The organism is Microvirga sp. KLBC 81 (assembly GCF_003075415.1).
Lineage (GTDB): Bacteria > Pseudomonadota > Alphaproteobacteria > Rhizobiales > Beijerinckiaceae > Microvirga.
This window is the reverse complement of record NZ_QDAH01000017.1, coordinates 36,088-55,267: the sequence shown is the minus strand read 5'-3', so window position 1 is coordinate 55,267 and position 19,180 is coordinate 36,088. Positions and strand designations below refer to the sequence as shown.

Annotated in this window: 17 protein-coding genes and 1 riboswitch; of the genes, 10 read left to right on the top strand and 7 right to left on the bottom strand. The window is 60.8% G+C overall.

The genetic code is table 11. The features are described 5' to 3' along the window. Positions 1-19: 19 nt before the first annotated feature. Positions 20-1,153, bottom strand: coding sequence for a TRAP transporter substrate-binding protein (locus tag DC522_RS13395; protein ID WP_116529191.1), 1,134 nt, complete (start codon positions 1,151-1,153; stop codon positions 20-22). Between the two features lie 327 nt (positions 1,154-1,480). Between DC522_RS13395 and DC522_RS13390 the strand changes: the two genes are divergently transcribed. Then, a complete protein-coding gene (locus DC522_RS13390) occupies positions 1,481-1,984 on the top strand; it encodes a DUF2243 domain-containing protein (protein ID WP_116529190.1) in 504 nt (167 codons plus the stop codon). Positions 1,985-1,993: 9 nt separating this feature from the next. On the opposite strand, the gene DC522_RS13385 is transcribed toward DC522_RS13390, so the two are convergent. Both DC522_RS13385 and rfbD read right to left on the bottom strand, forming a co-directional pair. Beyond that, positions 1,994-3,184, bottom strand: coding sequence for an O-succinylhomoserine sulfhydrylase (locus DC522_RS13385; protein WP_116529189.1), 1,191 nt, complete (start codon positions 3,182-3,184; stop codon positions 1,994-1,996). A gap of 77 nt (positions 3,185-3,261) precedes the next feature. Next, complete coding sequence (gene rfbD, locus DC522_RS13380) at positions 3,262-4,167, bottom strand: dTDP-4-dehydrorhamnose reductase (RefSeq protein WP_116529188.1); 906 nt, start codon at positions 4,165-4,167, stop codon at positions 3,262-3,264. Between the two features lie 188 nt (positions 4,168-4,355). Here rfbD and DC522_RS13375 point away from each other — a divergent pair, with 188 nt between their 5' ends. Together DC522_RS13375 and DC522_RS13370 are read left to right on the top strand one after the other, a co-directional pair. Next, positions 4,356-4,586, top strand: coding sequence for a hypothetical protein (locus DC522_RS13375; RefSeq protein ID WP_116529217.1), 231 nt, complete (start codon positions 4,356-4,358; stop codon positions 4,584-4,586). A gap of 132 nt (positions 4,587-4,718) precedes the next feature. After that, positions 4,719-6,008: an MFS transporter gene (locus DC522_RS13370; RefSeq protein WP_116529187.1), complete on the top strand. Its 1,290-nt coding sequence runs from the start codon at positions 4,719-4,721 to the stop codon at positions 6,006-6,008. On the opposite strand, the gene DC522_RS13365 is transcribed toward DC522_RS13370, so the two are convergent. Further along, on the bottom strand, positions 5,963-6,781 hold the full coding sequence (locus DC522_RS13365; protein WP_165820152.1) for a transglycosylase SLT domain-containing protein: 819 nt from the start codon (positions 6,779-6,781) through the stop codon (positions 5,963-5,965). The two genes, DC522_RS13370 and DC522_RS13365, sit on opposite strands and share 46 nt — an antisense overlap. Positions 6,782-7,466: 685 nt before the next feature. Further along, positions 7,467-9,443 (bottom strand): TonB-dependent siderophore receptor, encoded by a 1,977-nt coding sequence (locus DC522_RS13360; RefSeq protein ID WP_116529185.1) that lies wholly within the window; start codon positions 9,441-9,443, stop codon positions 7,467-7,469. A 35-nt stretch (positions 9,444-9,478) separates the two neighbouring features. Then, positions 9,479-9,700, bottom strand: a riboswitch (cobalamin riboswitch). Positions 9,701-9,752: 52 nt separating this feature from the next. On the opposite strand from DC522_RS13360, the gene DC522_RS13355 reads away from it, so the two are divergent. Next, complete coding sequence (locus DC522_RS13355; RefSeq protein WP_245444140.1) at positions 9,753-10,571, top strand: ABC transporter substrate-binding protein; 819 nt, start codon at positions 9,753-9,755, stop codon at positions 10,569-10,571. A 13-nt stretch (positions 10,572-10,584) separates the two neighbouring features. On the opposite strand, the gene cobU is transcribed toward DC522_RS13355, so the two are convergent. Both cobU and DC522_RS13345 read right to left on the bottom strand, forming a co-directional pair. Beyond that, complete coding sequence (cobU, locus tag DC522_RS13350) at positions 10,585-11,130, bottom strand: bifunctional adenosylcobinamide kinase/adenosylcobinamide-phosphate guanylyltransferase (RefSeq protein WP_116529216.1); 546 nt, start codon at positions 11,128-11,130, stop codon at positions 10,585-10,587. 34 nt (positions 11,131-11,164) lie between these two features. After that, entirely contained in the window at positions 11,165-12,556 is a 1,392-nt protein-coding gene (locus DC522_RS13345; protein WP_165820151.1) for a sensor histidine kinase, read from the bottom strand. 253 nt (positions 12,557-12,809) lie between these two features. On the opposite strand from DC522_RS13345, the gene DC522_RS13340 reads away from it, so the two are divergent. From DC522_RS13340 to pstB, 6 genes are all read left to right on the top strand, one after another. After that, positions 12,810-13,868 (top strand): lysylphosphatidylglycerol synthase domain-containing protein, encoded by a 1,059-nt coding sequence (locus DC522_RS13340; RefSeq protein ID WP_116529182.1) that lies wholly within the window; start codon positions 12,810-12,812, stop codon positions 13,866-13,868. 58 nt (positions 13,869-13,926) lie between these two features. Continuing rightward, positions 13,927-15,234, top strand: a complete 1,308-nt coding sequence (locus tag DC522_RS13335; protein ID WP_245444138.1) for an ATP-binding protein — start codon at positions 13,927-13,929, stop codon at positions 15,232-15,234. Positions 15,235-15,405: 171 nt separating this feature from the next. Then, on the top strand, positions 15,406-16,440 hold the full coding sequence (gene pstS, locus DC522_RS13330; RefSeq protein WP_371679521.1) for a phosphate ABC transporter substrate-binding protein PstS: 1,035 nt from the start codon (positions 15,406-15,408) through the stop codon (positions 16,438-16,440). A gap of 62 nt (positions 16,441-16,502) precedes the next feature. Beyond that, a complete protein-coding gene (gene pstC / locus DC522_RS13325; RefSeq protein WP_371679519.1) occupies positions 16,503-17,453 on the top strand; it encodes a phosphate ABC transporter permease subunit PstC in 951 nt (316 codons plus the stop codon). A gap of 11 nt (positions 17,454-17,464) precedes the next feature. Next, the gene (gene pstA, locus DC522_RS13320; protein ID WP_116529179.1) at positions 17,465-18,361 is read left to right on the top strand and encodes a phosphate ABC transporter permease PstA; all 897 of its coding nucleotides are present in this window, start codon (positions 17,465-17,467) and stop codon (positions 18,359-18,361) included. Continuing rightward, on the top strand, positions 18,358-19,179 hold the full coding sequence (gene pstB, locus DC522_RS13315) for a phosphate ABC transporter ATP-binding protein PstB (protein WP_116529178.1): 822 nt from the start codon (positions 18,358-18,360) through the stop codon (positions 19,177-19,179). The genes pstA and pstB overlap by 4 nt, the downstream gene beginning before the upstream one ends. The last annotated feature ends 1 nt before the right edge of the window (position 19,180 follow it).

Below are 19,180 nucleotides of genomic sequence, written 5' to 3'. Positions count from 1 at the left end.
TGGAAGTTTGCGCTGCGCCTTACGTCGTCTTGAAGAAGTGATCGTAGGCCACGTCGCGCGACGGCTCGTTCGCTCGCTCGTAGGCATAGGTACGCTGCACCCAGGCTTTCTGACTGTCGATCACCTTCTTGAAGAACGGATCCGATGAGAGCTTTTCGATCACCTTGTTCCAGGCGTCGAGCTGCGCCTTCATAACAACGTCGGGAGTCGACTGAATGTTGACGCCGCGGGCCTTGAGCGCCTCGAGGTCCTTCGAGTAGCGGTCGAGAGCTTTCCACGACATGTCGGCCGAAGCGGCTTCGGCGGCATGCTTCACGATCGCCTTCAGCTCTGCCGGGAGTGTATCGAACTTTGTCTTGTTGAAGATGACCTCGAAGGTCTCGCTCGCCTGATGATAGCTCTTCAGCATATAGTTCTTGGCGACGTCCGGGAAGCCGAGCACGAGGTCCGAAGACGGGTTGTTGAACTCCGCGCCGTCAATCACGCCACGCTCCAGAGCCGGCACGATCTCGCCGCCGGCGAGAATCGTCACCGCCGCGCCAAGTTCTTGATTCAAGTCTGCCGAAAGACCGATCGTGCGGTACTTGAGGCCTCTGATCTGGTCCGGAGTGGTGATCGGGTTCTTGAACCAGCCGAGTGGTTGGTTCGGCATCGGGCCAGTCAGGAAACCCACGACGTTGATCTTCAGCGTTCGAAGCAGCTCATTATAAAGCTCGTAGCCGCCGCCGTAGTTCATCCAGCCCAGGAAAGAATTGGCATTCCAGCCGAAGGAGGGCGGTGTCCCGAACAAGGAAAACGCCTTGTTCTTGCCATACCAGTAGCCGGACACCCCATGACCGCCATCAAGAATGCCGGCATGGACGGCATCCTGCAACTGGAAGGCCGGAACGACGGCACCGGAGGCGAGGACGTCGAGCTTCAGGCGCCCGCCCGACATGTCGTTCACGCGCTTGGCGAAGTCGTTGCAGAACTCGTGGAAGATATCCCGGTTGGGCCAGGTGGACTGAAACTTCCAGGTGGCCGTTTGGGCCCGTGAGACTTGCGGAGATGCGACGGTCGCGGCTGCGCCGAGGCCAGCAACCTGCAGGAAACGACGGCGCGAGTGTTTAGACGGTCCCGAAAGTTTTCCCTCCGGGGACTTGCCTTTCTTCATGGCTTCCTCCCTCACCCCCTGATTGTTGTGAAGGATCGCGCTTTCTTGTGCCGGAGCGCGTTATTCCCGAGTAAAGGGTGTGTCATTTTTGCCAGAACTTCAAGGGGTACTCCTTGAAAACAAAGTGCGAGTTGGGAGAGGTCTTGGCGTTTACTTGCCGTGCCCGTGGCATTGTTTAGACAAAAGTCGTGAATGAGGATCAGCGTCCGGCTTTGCGCGGTGCTGCTCCGTCTGCACGAAGTCTGCGGAGTTGAACACGGAACCTGCGGGCGATCTATTCCTTGGGAGGTAGGCTGTTTGAAAACCTGCTCGAAAGGGAGACGTGGCATGAGGCAGGACAATGCTGACAAGAGTCAGGACTTCCCTCTCTCATCCGGGATCTTTTTCGGCCTCGGTCTAGGCGGCTTCTTCGACGGCATCGTTTTCCACCAGCTCCTGCAATGGCACCACTTGGTGACGAGCGCAGGCTATCCGCCGGACAGTGCCGAGAACCTCAAGGTGAACACCTTCTGGGACGGCCTCTTCCACAGCCTCACCTATGTATTCGTCGTCCTAGGGCTCATCATTCTCTGGCGGGCTGCCCGGCGCAGTCACATCCGCTGGTCGAGCAAAATGCTGCTCGGCACGTTCCTGATGGGCTTCGGCCTGTTCAATCTGGTCGAGGGCACGATCAGCCATCAGATCCTGGGTATTCACCACGTCAACGAGACCGTGGCGCGCGAGCATTGGATCTATTGGGATCTCGGCTTTCTCGCCTGGGGCGCAGCCATGCTGATCGGGGGCTGGTTACTGCTCAGGGCTGGGCGCAGGGATCAGAACAATTTCTCGTGAATGCGGCTCTCACGCCTGCTCGAGCGCATTCACGAGATCGGCCAGCAGGTCCTCGCGATGCTCCAGGCCGACCGACAGGCGGACGAGGCCGTCGGAGATCCCCATGTCCGCGCGCAGCTCCGGCGCGAAGCGCTGGTGGGTGGTGGTCGACGGATGCGTGACGAGGCTTTTTGCGTCGCCGAGATTGTTCGAGATACGGATGAGCCGCAGCGCGTTCATGAAGCGGAATGCGGCTTCCTTCCCGCCCTTTACGTCCAGCGCGATGATGGTAGAGCCGCCGCTCATCTGACGGCGGATCAGTTCGGCCTGCGGATGATCGGCGCGGCCAGGATAGGTGAGGTTCCCGAGCTTGGGGTGAGTGTGCAGAGCGTCGGCGAGGAAGCCTGCATTCGCGGTCTGTCGCTCTACCCGCAGGGAGAGGGTCTCGAGACCTTTCAGGAGAACCCACGCGTTGAAGGGCGAGATAGAGGGTCCCGTCATGCGCAGGAACTGCTGCACCTTGTTCTCAATGAATTCAGTGGAGCTTAGGATGACACCGCCGAGACATCGGCCCTGGCCATCGATGTGCTTCGTCGCGGAATAGACGACGCAATCGGCGCCCAGTGCGAGAGGCTTCTGGTAGAGGGGTGTCGCAAAGACATTGTCAACAGTAAGCGTCGCTCCGGACTCATGGGCGATCTTGGCGACGGCGGCGATATCGATGATCTGGAGACTAGGATTGGAAGGAGTCTCCAGGAGAAAAGCCTTCGTCTCGGGCCGGACAGCCTTGCGCCAGGCGTCGAGGTCCATGCCATCCACCAAAGTGCAGCCCACGCCGAAGCGGGGCAGGAGATCCTCGACCACCCATCGACAGGATCCGAAGAGGCCGCGTGCGGCCACCACATGGTCTCCTGCCTGAACCTGGCTCACCATGGCGGCCGTCACTGCCGCCATGCCGCTCGCCGTCGCGCGGGCGGCTTCAGCGCCCTCAAGCGAGGCCATGCGCTGCTCGAACATGTCGATGGTCGGGTTGGAATAGCGGCTGTAGCTGTAACCCGGCTCCTCGTTGAGGAACCGCCGTTCGGCGCTCTCCGCGCTCTCATAGATGAAGCCCTGCGTCATGAAGAGAGCTTCGGACGTCTCGCCAAAGGGCGTGCGTTGCTGGCCCTCGTGAACGAGGCGGGTTTCCAGGCGGTAATCGGGATCGGGATGCGTCGTCATGGATTGATACTAAGTTTGTTCTTTAAAAAGAACAATCGTTTTATCTGGAGAAAAATGTCTGCTCGGCCCAACTCGCCTCAGGAGATGCCGCTCTCCCGCATTTCCGCAATGAGCCGCTCGATGCAAGATGCCAGGGAAACCTGCCAGGAGGGAAGCTTAACCCCATGGATCGTTTCAAGCTTCGTGCAGTCCAGCCGTGAATTGGCAGGCCGCTTGGCAGGGGTTGGATAATCCGCTGTCGTGATGGGGCGAACCCTGGCGCTGGGCCCACCAAGCTGGGCTGACAGAGTGAAGATCTCGGATGCGAACCTGGCCCAGCTCGCGAATCCTGTCCCCGTCATATGGAAGACGCCCCGCAGGGTGCGGTCTTGCGGTCTATCCAACAGGTTCTTGGCAACTGCGAAGATGCCGTCGGCTATGTCAAGGGCGCTTGTGGGAGAGCCGAACTGGTCGGCAACGACGCCGATTTCCGCCCGATCCTTGGCGAGACGCAGCATCGTCTTCACGAAGTTCTTGCCGAAGGGGCTGTAGACCCAGGCGGTCCGCAGGATCGCATGATCTCCGGTCTCGGCGGCAACGGCCTCTTCGCCAAGCAGCTTCGACCGGCCATAAGCTCCCAGAGGATCAACGGCGTCATCCTCCCGGTAGGGGCGGTCGAGGTTGCCGTCGAACACATAATCCGTGGAGAGATGGATGAGTGGGACCTGCAGGGACGAGGCTGCCCCGGCAACCACTCCCGCGCCGATGCCGTTGATCGCGTCGGCCAGTTCGGGCTCAGCCTCTGCCTGATCGACAGCCGTATAAGCCGCTGCATTCACGATCAGGTCACCACGCATATCCTCAAGAATATCCTCGATGCCGGATGGGTCAGCGAGGTCCAGCCTGGGGCGTCCGAGTAGAACGGCCTTCGCGCCATGCGTGGGAGCACGCTCCGCCAAAGCGCGGGCGACCTGTCCCTCCTTGCCGATGACGATGACACGCATGGACTTTCACTCTTCTCAGGTTGCGATCAGGCTGTCCCAACTCTTTGCCGGGCGCAACAGCGTCTCAGCAAGGATCTGAACATTCCTGTTATTGTTGCGCTGCAATATCACACTCCCGTCATGGTTCTTCGGCACATTGCGATTCGCAACGCGACGAGATGGCTTTGAGGATGACGATGGAGGAGGGAATGTACGCTTACAACTTGTTCCGCAGCACGAAGCAGGACGGCCTCGTCTGTGCGGTTCCGGAGGAGCGCTCGGTTCCTGCCTTCGTGACCGGCCCGCAATGGCAGTTCGGCGGACGCCTCGACAAGGACGATGCTCCTCTCGGTTTCGACCGGCAGGCTGCCATGACCGGCGTCCGTTTCAATGGCTTCTATCTGTTCGCTTCTTTCTCCAAGGAGGCATCGCATCAATAAGCCGGGCTAATCGATTGCATGAAACTTTTTGAAGAAGGATCGATGCAGAGCGGATCGGGCTTGATCTGGTAGGACGTCTGCTCTCTATTTCGCGAGTGCGGCGGACGCTGCCGCCATTCCTCGCGTGAATCCGTGAATTCCTCTCTCGCTCTTATCTGGTCCGTGACGGCCGCAACCACCCTGTTGCAGGCCGGCAATGGCCTGCTCCAGGTCTTGATGCCGCTGCGCATGCAGGCCGAGGGCCTCTCCGTCACCGCTATCGGTATCGTCGCGGCGGCCTATGGCCTCGGTTTCTCGACCGGCTGCTTCCTGGCTCCCTCCTTCATCCGTCACGTCGGCTATATCCGTGCCTTCGCGAGCTTGGCGGTCATGGCGGCGGTGCTCGTGCTGGCGATGACGCAAGCACACACTACTCTGGTGTGGGTTCTGCTGCGCGGACTGACGGGCGTGACGCTCGCCTGCATCTTTACCGTGACCGATGGCTGGATCAGCGCCCGCGCCACATCGAGTCACCGCGGACGGTTTTTGTCGATCTATATGATCTCGACGAAAGTGGCGCTCATGCTGTCGCCGCTCGGGATTGGCTTCGGTGATATCAGGACCGATGGGCTGTTCATGGCGATCAGCGCAGTGATGTCGCTCTCGCTGCTTCCCATCTCAGCGACGACCACGAAGGAGCCGCCTGCGCCCTTGAACGTGAAGATCGACGTGAGAGGCCTTTTCACTGCCGCGCCCTCGGCGGTTGTCGGATCATTCGTCGTCGGCCTCGTCAATGGCCCGGTGATCGCCATCACGCCCGTGTTCGGCGTGAGCATCGGCATGAGCCAGGGGGCAGCGGCTGCGCTGCTCTTCGCATTGCAGGCGGGAAGTCTCGTGATGCAATGGCCGCTTGGCTGGCTGTCGGACAGGGTGGACCGCCGCTATATCATCGCGGGACTGGCTGCGGGAACGAGCCTGATCTCGATCCTCATCCTGGTTGCGAGCGGGCAAGCTGCGCCGCAGACGATCCTCTGGAGCTTCGCTGCCTGGGGCGGCTTGGCTCTCTGTATCTACTCGGTCTGCGTGGCCCACGCCTGCGATATCGTCGATCCTGGCCGCATCGTGTCGACGGTCGGGACGCTTCTTTTCGCGTGGGCCGTCGGCGTTACGATCGGCCCCTTGTTCGGTGCAGGGGCCATGGAGCTCCTTGGTCCGAAGGGTCTCTTCATCTTTTCGGCGCTTGCCTCTCTGGGCCTTGCCGCTTTCATCATCCTGCGCATTGTGCAGGTTCAGCGCGCACCCAAGGGCGAGTTCGTGACCATCGCGCCTACCAGTTCGGCCGCTCCTGCCGTGGTCGCCCTTGCGGAGAAGGCCGCGGATGACAGGAAACAGCCAGATCAGAACGTTGCGTCTGCCGTCATCCGGGACGAGACGTCCTCATAGCGGTTCAGCCGCTTGTCGATCATCGTGTCGATTTTCTCATAGACTTCCGACACGGTGAGCTCGCGCGTCTTCTTGCCATTCTTGGCGAAGAACAGCGACTTGTTCGACCGCGCCGCAGCCGGGAAGGCGCTCTCCGCGCTCTTCTTCGGCGTGTCGTCCACGAGCGCGATGAACCGGCTGGCGCTGTCCACGCCGAAGAAGTGGGAGAGATAGAACTCGGAGCGGCTGAGCTTGCGGCCCAGGCGCGCCTCGATCTTAGCCTTGTCGCGCTTCATCATTTCCGCAGCCATCAGTGCGGAGATGAAAGGATTGCGGCGCAGGCCTAGGATGTACTCGCGCTTGGTCTCATCCGGAACGGAGAGCTTGCCGCCCTGATTTTCAATGGCTGCCGCTTCCATGATCAGGCCATGCTTGGGGCCGAACGAGCGAACGGCTTCAAGCCACGTGCTCGAGATAAACTGGAACAAGCCCACCGCAGAGGAGGTAGATGCCTTGTTGCCGGGGAGAAAGCTCGACTCCTTATCGGCCAGCGCCATCATGTAGACGGGATCGGCCCCGGTGACTTCGGACGCGCGCATAATCGTGTCGACGATCCAGAGCGGCACGCGCATTTCCTCGAACTCTAGATACTCGACAGGCGTGACATCGATATCGTCCTCGGTGTCGCCTTCCGCAGCAGGCGGATTGGTGAGCGGCATGGTCGTGATGAACAGTTCCTGCAACTCAGCATAGGTGAGGATCTTCGCCGACTCGATATGAGCAATGTTTTCCAATGGATCGCTGCTCGGCAGCATGATCGGCGTAGGCGTGGACCCAAGCGCAGGCGAGGAGTTCTGAGATGTGCTTGCTTCAGCGGGAGCGGCCATCGGGCTCGCGGTAACGCATGCGCCGAAGGAAGCGCTTGCGACGATGCCAAGCAAAGCCTGACGGCTGCAAAGGGCTGAGAGGCTATTCAGCGCGCTGCGCGGCTGAAGCCTGAAGTAATACTTGCCCTTGTGACGCAACAACGATGACTGGCATGCGCGGTAAAACGCTGTCAGAACAACCCGCATTCGGACTAGTCCCCCTCAAACGACTGCTTATCCGCCATGGCGGTGCGCAGTCCTTCTTGATTTAACGAGACCGAGTATGTGCTAGGCGGATATGTCCAGAATAGGTCAGCTTGGCCTTTTCATAGGTAAATTTTCAAAACCGCGTCAAACGGTCGCCTGTCCGAATGGAGAGTAAGCCCCTGCGTTTAGGACGTTTTTTAAAACTCTTCAGTCAGTTCCAACTTTTGGCGGGACGAGTTGTCGCATTGGAACCTTACCTTATTCAGGCCGGTAAAAGCACCACCGAGAATCACGCTGTACCGCATCGGTTGCACAGAATGGTCACAATTCCAGACGGCAAAAAGAAAAGGTCAGGTGCTGTAGCACCTGACCTTTGCAATTCATATGAGCATGATCGTCGCGACCGCTACCAAGTTGCACGCAGGCCAGCGTAGAAGGAGCGGCCTGCTGTACCGTAATCGTACACCTCCTGATAATCCGCATCTGTCAGGTTTTCCGCGCGGGCATAGATGCTGAAGGTGTCATTGATCTTGTAATCGGCATAAACATCGAAGCGGGCGTAGGGTGCAAGCTCGTTCAACTCGCCAGGCGAGGAGAAGCGGCTGCCCACGAACACGACAGACGGCTCGATGGATAGGCCCGGCAGGGGTGTGATCGCAAAGCCGAGACGGCCCTGGTTCTCCGGACGGCGTGCAAGGCGCAGGTCCGACTCTTCGTCGAACGCCTCCAGATACGTGTAGCTTGCCTTCACGCGAAGCCAGGTGGGAACGACATCCACATCGGCCGAGAGCTCGATGCCGCTGGTGCGCGCCCGGTTCACGTTGATGAAGCAACCAAAGAACTGATCCGGCCGGCAAGTATCCGCCGTGCCGAACGCGATCAGATTACGGAAACGATTGGCGAAGAACGTGGCCGAGAGGAGCACGCGGTCATCAGCGAGGCGCTGATCGATGCCGACGTCGAAACCGATGGAGCGCTCGGACTCAAGGTCTGCGGTGCCCGAGAACGGGTCGAACTTCTGGTACAGGGTTGGAGCCTTTGCGCCCGTGCCGACGCTGGCGCGCAGCTTGGTACCGGAACTCGGAATTTCATAAGCCGCCGTTGCGCGCCACGTGCCGAAGGTGTCGCCATCCTCGATGTCGTCGATGCGGCCGCCGAGCGACAGATGCAGGTTTTCGAAGAGGCTGAACTGATGAAGCGCGTAGATCGATCGTGTGGTCTGCGATGCATCGATGTCTTCATTCTCCGGAGTTGCGAAGGGAAGAACGCTGCGTGACGTGGAGATCAGATTTTCCTGCTCGGCCTTCGCCCCGAAGGTGAGAAGTCCGTAAGTGTCGAGCTTCAGATCACCCTGATACTCCGCCGACAAGCGGTCGCCCTGGTAACCGTAATTGTTCCAGTAGAAGCCGGAGAATGATGAGATTCCCACAAGACGGTAGTCACGATCCGTGCGGCTGCCGGACACGAGGAACGTGTTCTTGAGAATGCCGTCGAAGGCATTGATCGTCAGGCGCGAATGGCCCTCGTACAAACGCTGCTGGGTCTGAGAGGGCGCATCGGGCAGAAATTCGAAGGACGATGCGCCGTTATCGATCTGCGCCCTGTTGTAGCTCCCATAGCCACCGACCTCGAATTCAACATCCGGCGAAATGGCAACCGAGACGCGGCCTGCCGCGCCGAGACGTTGCGCGCTGTCAGGCTCAAGAGGAGAGGAGAGGGCGTCCTCGATGCGGCCGATGCGATAGCCGTAGCGGGAGAAGCCGGCGGTATCGAAGCCGGTGGTTGAGAAGGCGTAGGACACGGGGCCGTCGCTGCCGGAGACCGAAGCACGCCCGGCCTTCGTGCCATAGCTTCCCCCTCCGACGTCGACGCTGACGCGCGGTGCGCCCTTGCCCTTGCGGGTGATGATGTTGATCACGCCACCCATGGCATCGGAGCCATAGATAGCGGATTGCGGACCGCGCAAAACCTCGATGCGCTCGATATCGACGGCGGCGAGGTTCGAGAAGTCGAACTCGCCGGAATCCGTCGAGGGATCGTTCACGCGGATGCCGTCGATGAGGACAAGCGTCTGGCCGGATTCGGCGCCGCGCAGGCGCACAGTCGTCGTGCTGCCTGGACCACCGGTCTCGGTGACCGTCACACCCGGAACGCGGCGCAGCACCTCTGAGGGGCTCGTCAGCGATTCCTTTTCGATCTCCTCGGCTGTGATCACGGAAATCGCGCTGCCGGCCCGCGAGATCGCGAGCGGTGAGCGCGTAGCCGTGACGACAAAGTCAGGGGCAGGCGCCGGTTTGGTGAAGGTTTGAGCGTGGACGGCGCCCAGCGAGAGGGCGAAAAAAGACACGGATGCCGCGAGCTTGCGGCATGAAGGCACAAACATGGAGACCTCCTGCCCGCCCCGCCGGCGAGCAATACGGGTTGCGTTTTGACGCCGGCCGGTCTCCTGGCTTGCGGGTCATCGCGGACAATCCGCCTTCCCAAATCCTCTTGAGCTTGTCTCGCCCAAAGATTCAGTGGCATGAAGGATCGCCGCTCGCCGCTTACAGTTGCGGGGGCAGCCACGGAATAGGACAAGGTCCGCACCGTGTTCCCGTTTCACCTCGATTAGGTCGAGGCACCAACGTCGAACCACCTCTTTACGGGCTTGCCTCTGATGCTGCAACTACGTCTCAGTCGGTTTTCCAGATGGATGTTGCCAATCTGCATCGCCTTCCTTTGGGGAAGCGTCGCGGGAGCACAACCGCGGCCCCAGCGCGTGGTGTCCCTCAACCTCTGCACCGATGAGATGCTGCTCACGCTCGCCGACCGCGATCAGATCGCCTCATTGAGCTTTCTCATCAAGGATCCGTCGATCTCCTTCATGGCCGAGCAGGCCCAAGGCGTGCCGGTCAATGACGGAAGAGCCGAGACCATCCTGTTCAGCGGGCCGGAGCTCGTGCTGTCCGGCACCTATGGCCAGCAGGGCCAGGCCGCGCTTCTGAAGGCGCAAGGCCTCAAGGTGCTGACGCTTGGCCCTTGGACGAGTCTCAACGAAGGGCAGGAGCAGATCCGCACTATGGCGCGCGCGCTCGGCCATCCGGAGCGAGGTGAGGCGCTGATCGCGAGGATCGATACTGCGCTCCAACGCACGAAGAATATCGTCCAGGGCAAACCGAGCATCCTTGTCTACGACCGGGGAAGCTGGGTGTCGTCGACGGATTCCCCCATGAACGAGCTTCTGATCCATATGGGTTTCAAGCCGCATCAGGAGGCATTGGGGCTGCCGCATGGCGGCATGGCTCGCCTTGAGACCATCGTCACCACGCCTCCGGATTTCCTGCTCTTGGATGATGACTCGGATAAAGCCGTCGACAATGGAACGGCGCTCTTCGTTCATCCGGCGCTCGTGAATGCGGTTCCGCTGGAGCGGCGTCTCGTGGTGCCGAGAAAGCTCACGATCTGTGGTGGGCCTTCGACCCCTGAGGCTATCGACGCTCTGGCGGCGGAGATCAGGGCGAAGGTGCGTTGAAGGGTGTGATGGCTCAACCCAAGCGCAGATCCAATGGAGGGGCGGGTTTGAGGAGAACCGGGCATCCCGCCGCAATGAAGACAACCGCATCGCACGCTTCAGCAATGCGCTGGTTCAATCGCCCCTGTTGATCCCGGAAAGAACGCCCGAGAGCCGTTGTGGGGACGATCCCCTGACCGACTTCGTTGGACACGAGGATCACCGGTCCCGCGATGCCCGTCAAGACATTGATCAATGCATCGATTTCGCGGCCTGAATCGCGCTCGTTCATGATGAGATTTGAGAGCCACAGCGTCAGGCAGTCGACGAGGACGATCCGGCCTGGACCTGCATTCGCGCGAATGGCTGCGACGAGAGCGAGCGGAGCTTCCACCGTCTTCCAGGATGGATCGCGCTCCGATCGATGATGCGCAATGCGCGCGCGCATCTCATCGTCGAAGCCTTGCGCCGTCGCGATGAGAATGCGTGTTTCAGACGAGGCTTCCGCCAGCTCAAGAGCCGTGCGGCTCTTGCCCGAACGGGCTCCGCCCAGGACGAGGACGCGGCGATGGGTCGTCATGCATGTTTCCAGGTGGAGATCATCGAACGAAGCGTCAGCCTGCCAGCCGGGCAAGAGGAAAGGTCATGTGCACGCGCAGTCCTTCCGGCAACCATTCCCGCTCCAACGTGCCACCGAGCTGACCAGCGATGCTTCTCTGGGAAAGCTGAGTGCCGAAGCCTTCGAAATCCGGCGGGCTCTCCACGGCAGGGCCGCCGGTCTCCGTCCATAGAAGATCGACCATCTCGTCATGAACCATCCAGCGGATATCGAGCCGGCCTTCAGCGTTGGACAGGCATCCATATTTGGCCGCGTTGGTAGCAAGCTCGTGAAGAACGAGGGCAAGGCTCGTCGTCGTGTTGGAGCCTACGCGCACGCTTGGTCCTTCGATCGCGACTCTGTTTGCGCCAGCCTGCCGGTATGGCTCGAGAACGGCCTCGCACAATCGGGCGAGCTCGACATCCGATCCTGTTCCATGCCCCACGGTGACTGCCGGCTGAACCAATTCGTGAGCGCGCGAGAGCGCACTCAGGCGTCCGCGCAGAGCAGTGGCCATTTCCTTCGGGTCCTTGGCCGTGCGTGCCGTCATCGAGACCATGCCGTTGGCGATGGCAAAGAGGTTTTTTACGCGGTGGTTCAGTTCCCGCGTGAGAAGCTGCTGGGCTTCCTCGAAGGCATGACGCTCAGTGATATCGCTGATCACGCCTGAGAGGCTTAACGCATGAGGCTTGTCGCCATCTGGTGCAAAAAGAGCCTGGCCGACTGAGCGAAACCAACGGAGCTTGCCATCCGGCAGAATGGCCCGGTACTCGTTCTCATAATAACCATCGGATTGCGGATCGCAGGCTTTCGCGATGCGCGCCCGTACGGCTTCACGATCATCAGGATGGATCATGCCGATCGCCTGTTCGAGGGGCATGCTGAACGACCCATCGTGAGGGATCTGATAGAGCGCGCAGGTTCCCTCGTCCCAGAGGATCTGCCCTTTTTCCAGATCGATCTGCCACGTTCCGAGATCGGCGGCCTCAAGCGCCAGGCGATAACGGGTGTCGAGGCTGCGTAACGCTTCCTCGGCCTTTTTCTGCGCATCGATATTGGTGCTGGTTCCGAACCAGCGCACAATGTGGCCGGAGAGATCTTGAATCGGCAGGGCGCGGCTGAGCACCCATTCATACTTGCCTGCAGCGTTCCGGATTCTGTACTCGATTTCATAGGGGGTGCCGGTTTCGATGGACCGACGCCATTGCTCTAGAACTTTGGGCAGATCGTTGGGATGAAGGGCCCTCTGCCAACCGTTTCCGAGACATTGCTCCGGGGACATGCCCGTGAACTCATACCAGCGGCGGTTGAAATAATCGCGAGACCCATCGGATCCGGCCGACCAGACGAGTTGCGGCAGGGATTCCGCCAGAACGGCAAACTGATTTTCCGTTTCCTTGAAATCCACGCGGATCTCCCTGGGGGCGCGACTTGCCGCCTGTTCTCCTACCAAAGGGAACTTCATTGTTGTGGGCCTTTTCGATGCTGACAACCTAAATCGTGCTCAATCTGTGATTTTGAGGGCCAAAGGGTAGCTCTGATGATGAGAAAGCATTAAGAAACCGCCTCACAGGCTGGCGCTCCGCTGTTGGAGCGCATAGATGCAGGGCTGCTCCTGAACCCTTGGGGCGTTTTCACGCCGAGGCTGATTGAACCCTTTCATGAACGATATGAGCCCTCATTCGGTTGCTCCGCCGGACATTACATCTGCCGAAGCCCTGCACCCCAAGGAGCGGCGCTCCCGTCGGTTCGCCTGGATCGGAATGGCGGCCAGCGTGATTCTGTTCGGCGCGTCTCTCGTCGTTCTCTGGAGGATTGTCTCCGAAATCGACGTCAATGAGCTCAAATCCGCCTTCACGGCGGCGAGCCTGCGGCAGATCGGCCTTGCAATCCTCTTCACGACGATCAGCTACAGCCTGCTGACCTGCTACGACGCCATCGCCCTCAAGCAGCTCAAGCTGAAGATTCCCTATCGCACCACGACGATGGCCTCCTTCACCAGCTATGCGGTGAGCTTCACCCTCGGCTTCCCGCTCCTCACCGCCGGCACTGTTCGCTATTGGATCTATTCCCCGAAAGGCGTCAGCCCGGGACGGGTGGCGAGCCTCACTGTCATTACCGGAGTCACCTTCTGGCTCGGCATGGCCCTCGTCCTGGCCTGGAGCCTGATCCGCAAGGCGGACGAGCTGGCAAGCCTTGTCTACACTCATATCTGGGTCAACCAGCTGATCGGCCTCGCGGCGGCCGTATTCGTCGCCGGCTACCTGATCTGGGTCTCGTTCAAGCGTCGGGTGGTGCGGATCCAAGGCTGGAAGCTGGAACTGCCGGGACTGCGCCTCTCCCTGGGGCAGATCCTGATCGGTGCCGCCGATGTCTGCGCCGGGGCGGGAGTTCTTTTCGTCCTGCTGCCAGGCGGACATGGCCTGAGCTTCGAGACTTTCCTGGCGGTTTACATCTTTGCCGTCATGCTGGGTGTGGCAAGCCATGCGCCAGGCGGTTTGGGCGTCTTCGAGGCCACCATTCTTCTGGCCCTCTCGAGCTATCCCCGGGAGCCGGTGCTCGGCGCGCTCTTGCTCTACCGCCTCTGCTATTACCTGATCCCCTTCGTCGTGGCGCTCGCTCTTCTGGGAGCCTATGAGGTCCGCAACCGCCTGCGCTCCTCGCGGGGGGCTTTCAAGCCGGATGAGGACGCCGCAGAGGAAAGCCTGGCCGGGAGATGACTCTTTGGGGCGCGCGTCTTAATGAGGACGCGAAACTCACCGGGAACCCCGCAACATCATGACAGATCCCAGCGAGATCGGGTCGGAAGGCAGCTCCTCAGGCGCCAACCCGCTGCGTATGGCCGCGTTTCGCGGAGCACTCCTGGCCTGCCTGTTGCTGAGCCTTGTCGCGCTTTGGCGCGGATACGGCGATGTCTGGTTCGTGGTCGGGGCCATCAGCGCCATTGCGCTCAGCGTGGCCTTGAGCGGCCTGCAGCGGCAGCGTCTGGGCCAAGCCCTGCAAACGCGTCCCAAGGCCTCTGCCCGGAGCGGCATGGCGGAGGCCGTTCTGGCCCATATTCCCGATCCTGTCATCCTCGTCGATCGGAGGGCCGTGGTTCTTGAAGCGAACAGGGCCGCCCACCTCCTCCTGCCGGGGCTGAAGGTCGGCCATCCCCTGTCCTTTGCCCTGCGCAGTCCTGATGTGCTCGACGGCATCGAGGAGGCGCTGGAGGCCGCAACTCCGTTGCGCATCGAATATTCCGAGCGAGTTCCTACGGAGCGCACCTTCGAGGTGCATATCGGCCCGATGCAGACCGAGGGGACGGGAATGGCCGTGCAGCCTAGTGTAGTCCTGTTCTTCCGCGACCTCACCTCGGCGCGACGCCTTGAAGCCATGCGGGCGGACTTCGTAGCCAATGCGAGCCACGAGCTGCGTACGCCTCTCGCCTCTCTCTTAGGGTTTATCGAGACCTTGCAGGGGCCTGCCAAGGACGATCCCAAGGCACGCGAGCGGTTCCTTGAGATCATGCGCCTCCAGGCTCTGCGCATGAGGCGTCTGATCGATGACCTCCTGTCTCTCTCGCGCATCGAGATGCGAGCGCATGTCTCTCCGACGCATACCGTCGATCTCGGCTCTCTCGTCACTCCAATGGTCGAGACGTTTACGCCCAGGGCTAAGGAGAGGGGGGTGGAGATCCGGATGGCGCTGCCGTCACGCCCTGTTCGTGTGCTCGGCGACCGGGACGAGCTTCTGCGCGTCATCGAGAACCTCATCGAGAACGCCGTGAAATACGGTGAGAGTGGCGGGGCTGTCGATGTCACGGTTGAGAGTGTCGAGGCAGGCAACAACTCCAAAGGCCGGTCTGCGGTTTTCTCCGTTCGGGATTACGGTCCCGGCATTGCGCCGGAGCATCTGCCGCGCCTGACGGAGCGGTTCTACCGTGTCGATGTCGCCGAGAGCCGGGACAAAGGCGGCACGGGCCTGGGTCTTGCGATCGTCAAGCACATCGTCAACCGTCACCGCGGCCAGCTCGATATCACCAGCGAGCCAGGGCAGGGTGCGCGTTTTACCGTTACGCTGCCTGAGGCTCCCTCCGCCGGATGACGATACAATCCCAAGGCGTTCCCGTGGGATCTTTTGGGGTGTCATTTAATTGTCATCCAACTGTCGTAGAGCCTACATGCGCTGGGCCTAGCTGTCCCCTCGCGCGGTCCGGAGTAGGTCATGGAACCACCTGCCGCGCATGTATGAACAGGGAGAATTATCGTGAAGATCATGTCCTTCGCCATTGCGGCCGGCCTTGCCGTCGCGAGCCTGACGACCACGGCGTCCGCTGCCGACATCACCGGCGCAGGCGCGACTTTCCCCTTCCCGGTCTATTCGAAGTGGGCTGAAGCCTACAAGAAGGAGACCGGCACTGGCATGAACTACCAGTCGATCGGTTCCGGCGGCGGCATCAAGCAGATCCAGGCCAAGACCGTCGATTTCGGCGCCACAGACGCTCCGATGAAGGGTGCCGATCTCGAGAAGAACGGCTTCGTCCAGTTCCCGACCGTGATGGGCGCCGTCGTCCCCGTCGTGAACATCCAGGGCGTTCAGGCCGGCCAGCTCAAGCTCACGGGCCAAGTTCTGGCTGACATCTTCCAGGGCAAGATCGCCAAGTGGAATGATCCCAAAATTGCCCAGCTGAATGCCGGTGTGAACCTGCCGAATGCCAACATCACCCCGGTCTATCGCTCCGATTCCTCGGGCACGACCAGCGTTTTCACCACCTACCTCTCGCAGGTCTCCGAGGACTGGAAGGGTGAGTTCGGTGCAGGCACCACGATCAGCTGGCCGGTCGGCCAGGGCGGCAAGGGCAACGAGGGTGTCGCTGCAACCGTGAAGCAGGTTCCGAACTCGATCGGCTACGTCGAGTACGCCTACGCCAAGCAGAACAACATTCCTCATGCTCTGCTCCAGAACCAGGCCGGCAAGTATCCGCAGCCTGAGATGAAGTCGTTCCAGGCCGCTGCTGCCAATGCCAACTGGTCGTCCGCTCCCGGCTACGGCATCTCGCTGACCAACCAAGCTGGCGACGACGCCTGGCCGATCACGAACCCCACCTTCATCCTGGTCTATAAGACCGCGGAGAAGCCGGAGCAGACCGCTGAGGTTCTGAAGTTCTTCGACTGGGCCTACAAGAACGGCGACAAGCTCGCCAGCGATCTTGACTACGTGCCGCTGCCCGACAACGTCGTCGAGCAGATCCGCACGACCTGGGCGAACGAGATCAAGAATGCCTCGGGTCAGCCGGTCTACAAGAAGTAAGAAAGACAGCTCTACGTAGCTTGTCGAGAGGAGTGAGGCGGATGGCTGTCGTGTCTGATAAGATGACCCTGTCGAGCATGCACACCGTCCGCCGCCGCTCCTCTCCTGCTTTCGATCAGGGCTTTCGCTGGGCTGCCTACGGCTCCGCCCTGATCGTTCTCGCCGTCCTCGCCGGCATCATCGGCACCATGGTTTATGGTGGATGGCCCGCCTTCCAGGAATTCGGCTTCGGCTTCATCACCTCCAGCATATGGAATGTGGGCCAAGATCAATATGGCGCATGGGTCGCCATTTCCGGCACGCTTACATCGGCGCTCATCGCGCTCGCGATCGGTGTTCCGATTTCCATTGGCATCGCGATCTTCCTCACTCAGCTTTGCCCCCCCTGGCTGCGCCGTCCGGTGTCGACCGTGATCGAGCTTCTGGCCGCGGTGCCTAGCATCATCTACGGCATGTGGGGTCTTTTCGTCTTCGCCCCGCTCTTCGCCAAATACGTCCAGGTTCCGCTGACCTCCATCGTCGAGGGCATGCCGATCCTCGGAACCGTGCTCTACGCTCGCGTGCCCTCAGGCGTGGGCATGATGACGGCTGGGATCATCCTCGCGATCATGATCATTCCGTTCATCGCCTCCATCACGCGCGATATTCTCGACCAGATCCCGACCGTGCTGCGCGAAAGCGCCTACGGGATTGGCTGCACCACCTGGGAAGTGGTTCGCTACGTGCTGCTTCCTCAGGCTGGTGTGAGCATCATCGGGGCCATCATGCTGGGCCTTGGCCGCGCGCTTGGTGAGACGATGGCGGTCACCTTCGTCATCGGCAACGCGAACCGTCTGTCGCTTTCGCTCTTCGATCCAAGTTCGACGATCGCTTCCCGGATCGCCAATGAGTTCAATGAAGCGGCCGGCATGCAGATGAACGCCCTGCTTGCATTGGGCTGCATTCTCTTCGTCGTGACCTTCATTGTTCTGGCCCTTGCGCGTCTTCTGATCGCCCGCGTGAAGACGCACTAAAGAGGTGGATGATGGATACCGCTGCTTACGATCACCCCACCACGACGGCTCATGTGCCCTGGGGCCGCGTGCGCCGCAGCCGCTACCTCGCGGATCGGGCCCTGAAGATCATCTGCACGCTGTTTACGGCGCTCGGCGCCTTCGTGCTCGGATGGATTCTGCTGATGCTCCTGATTGAGGGCATCGGCGGCCTATCGCCCGCTGTTTTCACGGAAACGACACCGGGTCCCGGCACTGAAGGAGGCGGCATCGCCAATGCCATCGTCGGCAGTCTGATCCTCACCATTCTCGGCATCGTGGTGGCCACGCCTATCGGCGTGCTCGCGGGGACGTACCTCGCCGAATACGGCAAGAACTCGAAGCTCGCGACCGTCATTCGTTTCGTCAACGATATCCTGCTGGCAGCACCCAGCATTCTCATCGGTTTGTTCGTCTACATGCTCATGGTACAGCCGATGGGCGGCTATTCCGGCTGGGCTGGCGGCGTGGCGCTCGCGATCATCGCGATCCCCGTCATCGTGCGCTCGACCGAGGACATGCTGCGCCTCGTGCCGGGCTCCCTGCGCGAAGCCGGAGCGGCGCTCGGAGCACCCATGTCGACGGTGATTGTGAAAATCAGCTGGAAGGCCGCGCGGGCCGGCATGGTTACGGGCGTGATCCTCGCCACTGCCCGCATTGCCGGCGAGACCGCGCCGCTGCTCTTCACGGCGCTCAACAATAATTTCTGGTTCAGCCCGAGCCTTATGGGCGGCGTCTCGAACCTGCCCGTCACGATCTACCAGTTTGCGCTGGCACCTTATGAAAACTGGCGGCAGCTCGCCTGGGCTGGCGCCCTCATCATCACCCTGTCCATCCTGGCGCTGTCCGTCATGGCGCGCCTGCTCTTTAAGAAGGATAAAGTCCGATGAGCAGCACGATTGCCGTTAATGCGAGCAGCGCCATCGGGAATGCGGCCGCTGCCGATGCCGACGCACCGGCCCGCATCGCCGTCAGGAACCTCAACTTTTACTACGGCGATTTCCGCAGCCTGAAGGACGTCTCCATCGATTTCTACGACCGGCAGGTGACGGCTCTCATCGGCCCCTCCGGCTGCGGAAAGTCGACGCTGCTGCGCACGTTCAACCGCATCTACAGCCTTTATCCGGAGCAGCGGGCCGAAGGCCAGATACTGCTTGATGGACAGAACGTTCTGTCTCCGTCTGTTGACGTGAACGAGCTGCGCGCGCGGGTGGGCATGGTATTCCAGAAGCCGACGCCGTTCCCGATGTCGATCTACGACAACATCGCCTTCGGCATTCGCCTTTACGAGAAACTCCCCAGGAGCGAACTCGACGGCCGTGTGGAAGAGGCTTTGCGCAAGGCTGCCCTGTGGGACGAGGTGAAGGACAAGCTGCGCCAGTCCGGCATGGGTCTCTCCGGTGGTCAGCAGCAGCGCCTTTGCATCGCGCGCACCATCGCGCAGCGTCCCGAGGTGATCCTGCTCGACGAGCCGACCTCCGCGCTCGATCCGATCTCCACCGGCAAGATCGAGGAGCTGATCGAGCAGCTCCGCTCCGAGTTCACCATCGTCATCGTCACCCACAACATGCAGCAGGCGGCCCGCATCTCGCAGTTCACCGCTTTCATGTATCTGGGTGAGCTCATCGAGTTCGGGCCGACGACCAAGATGTTCATGAACCCGTCCAAGAAACAGACCCAGGATTACATAACGGGCCGCTTCGGCTGAC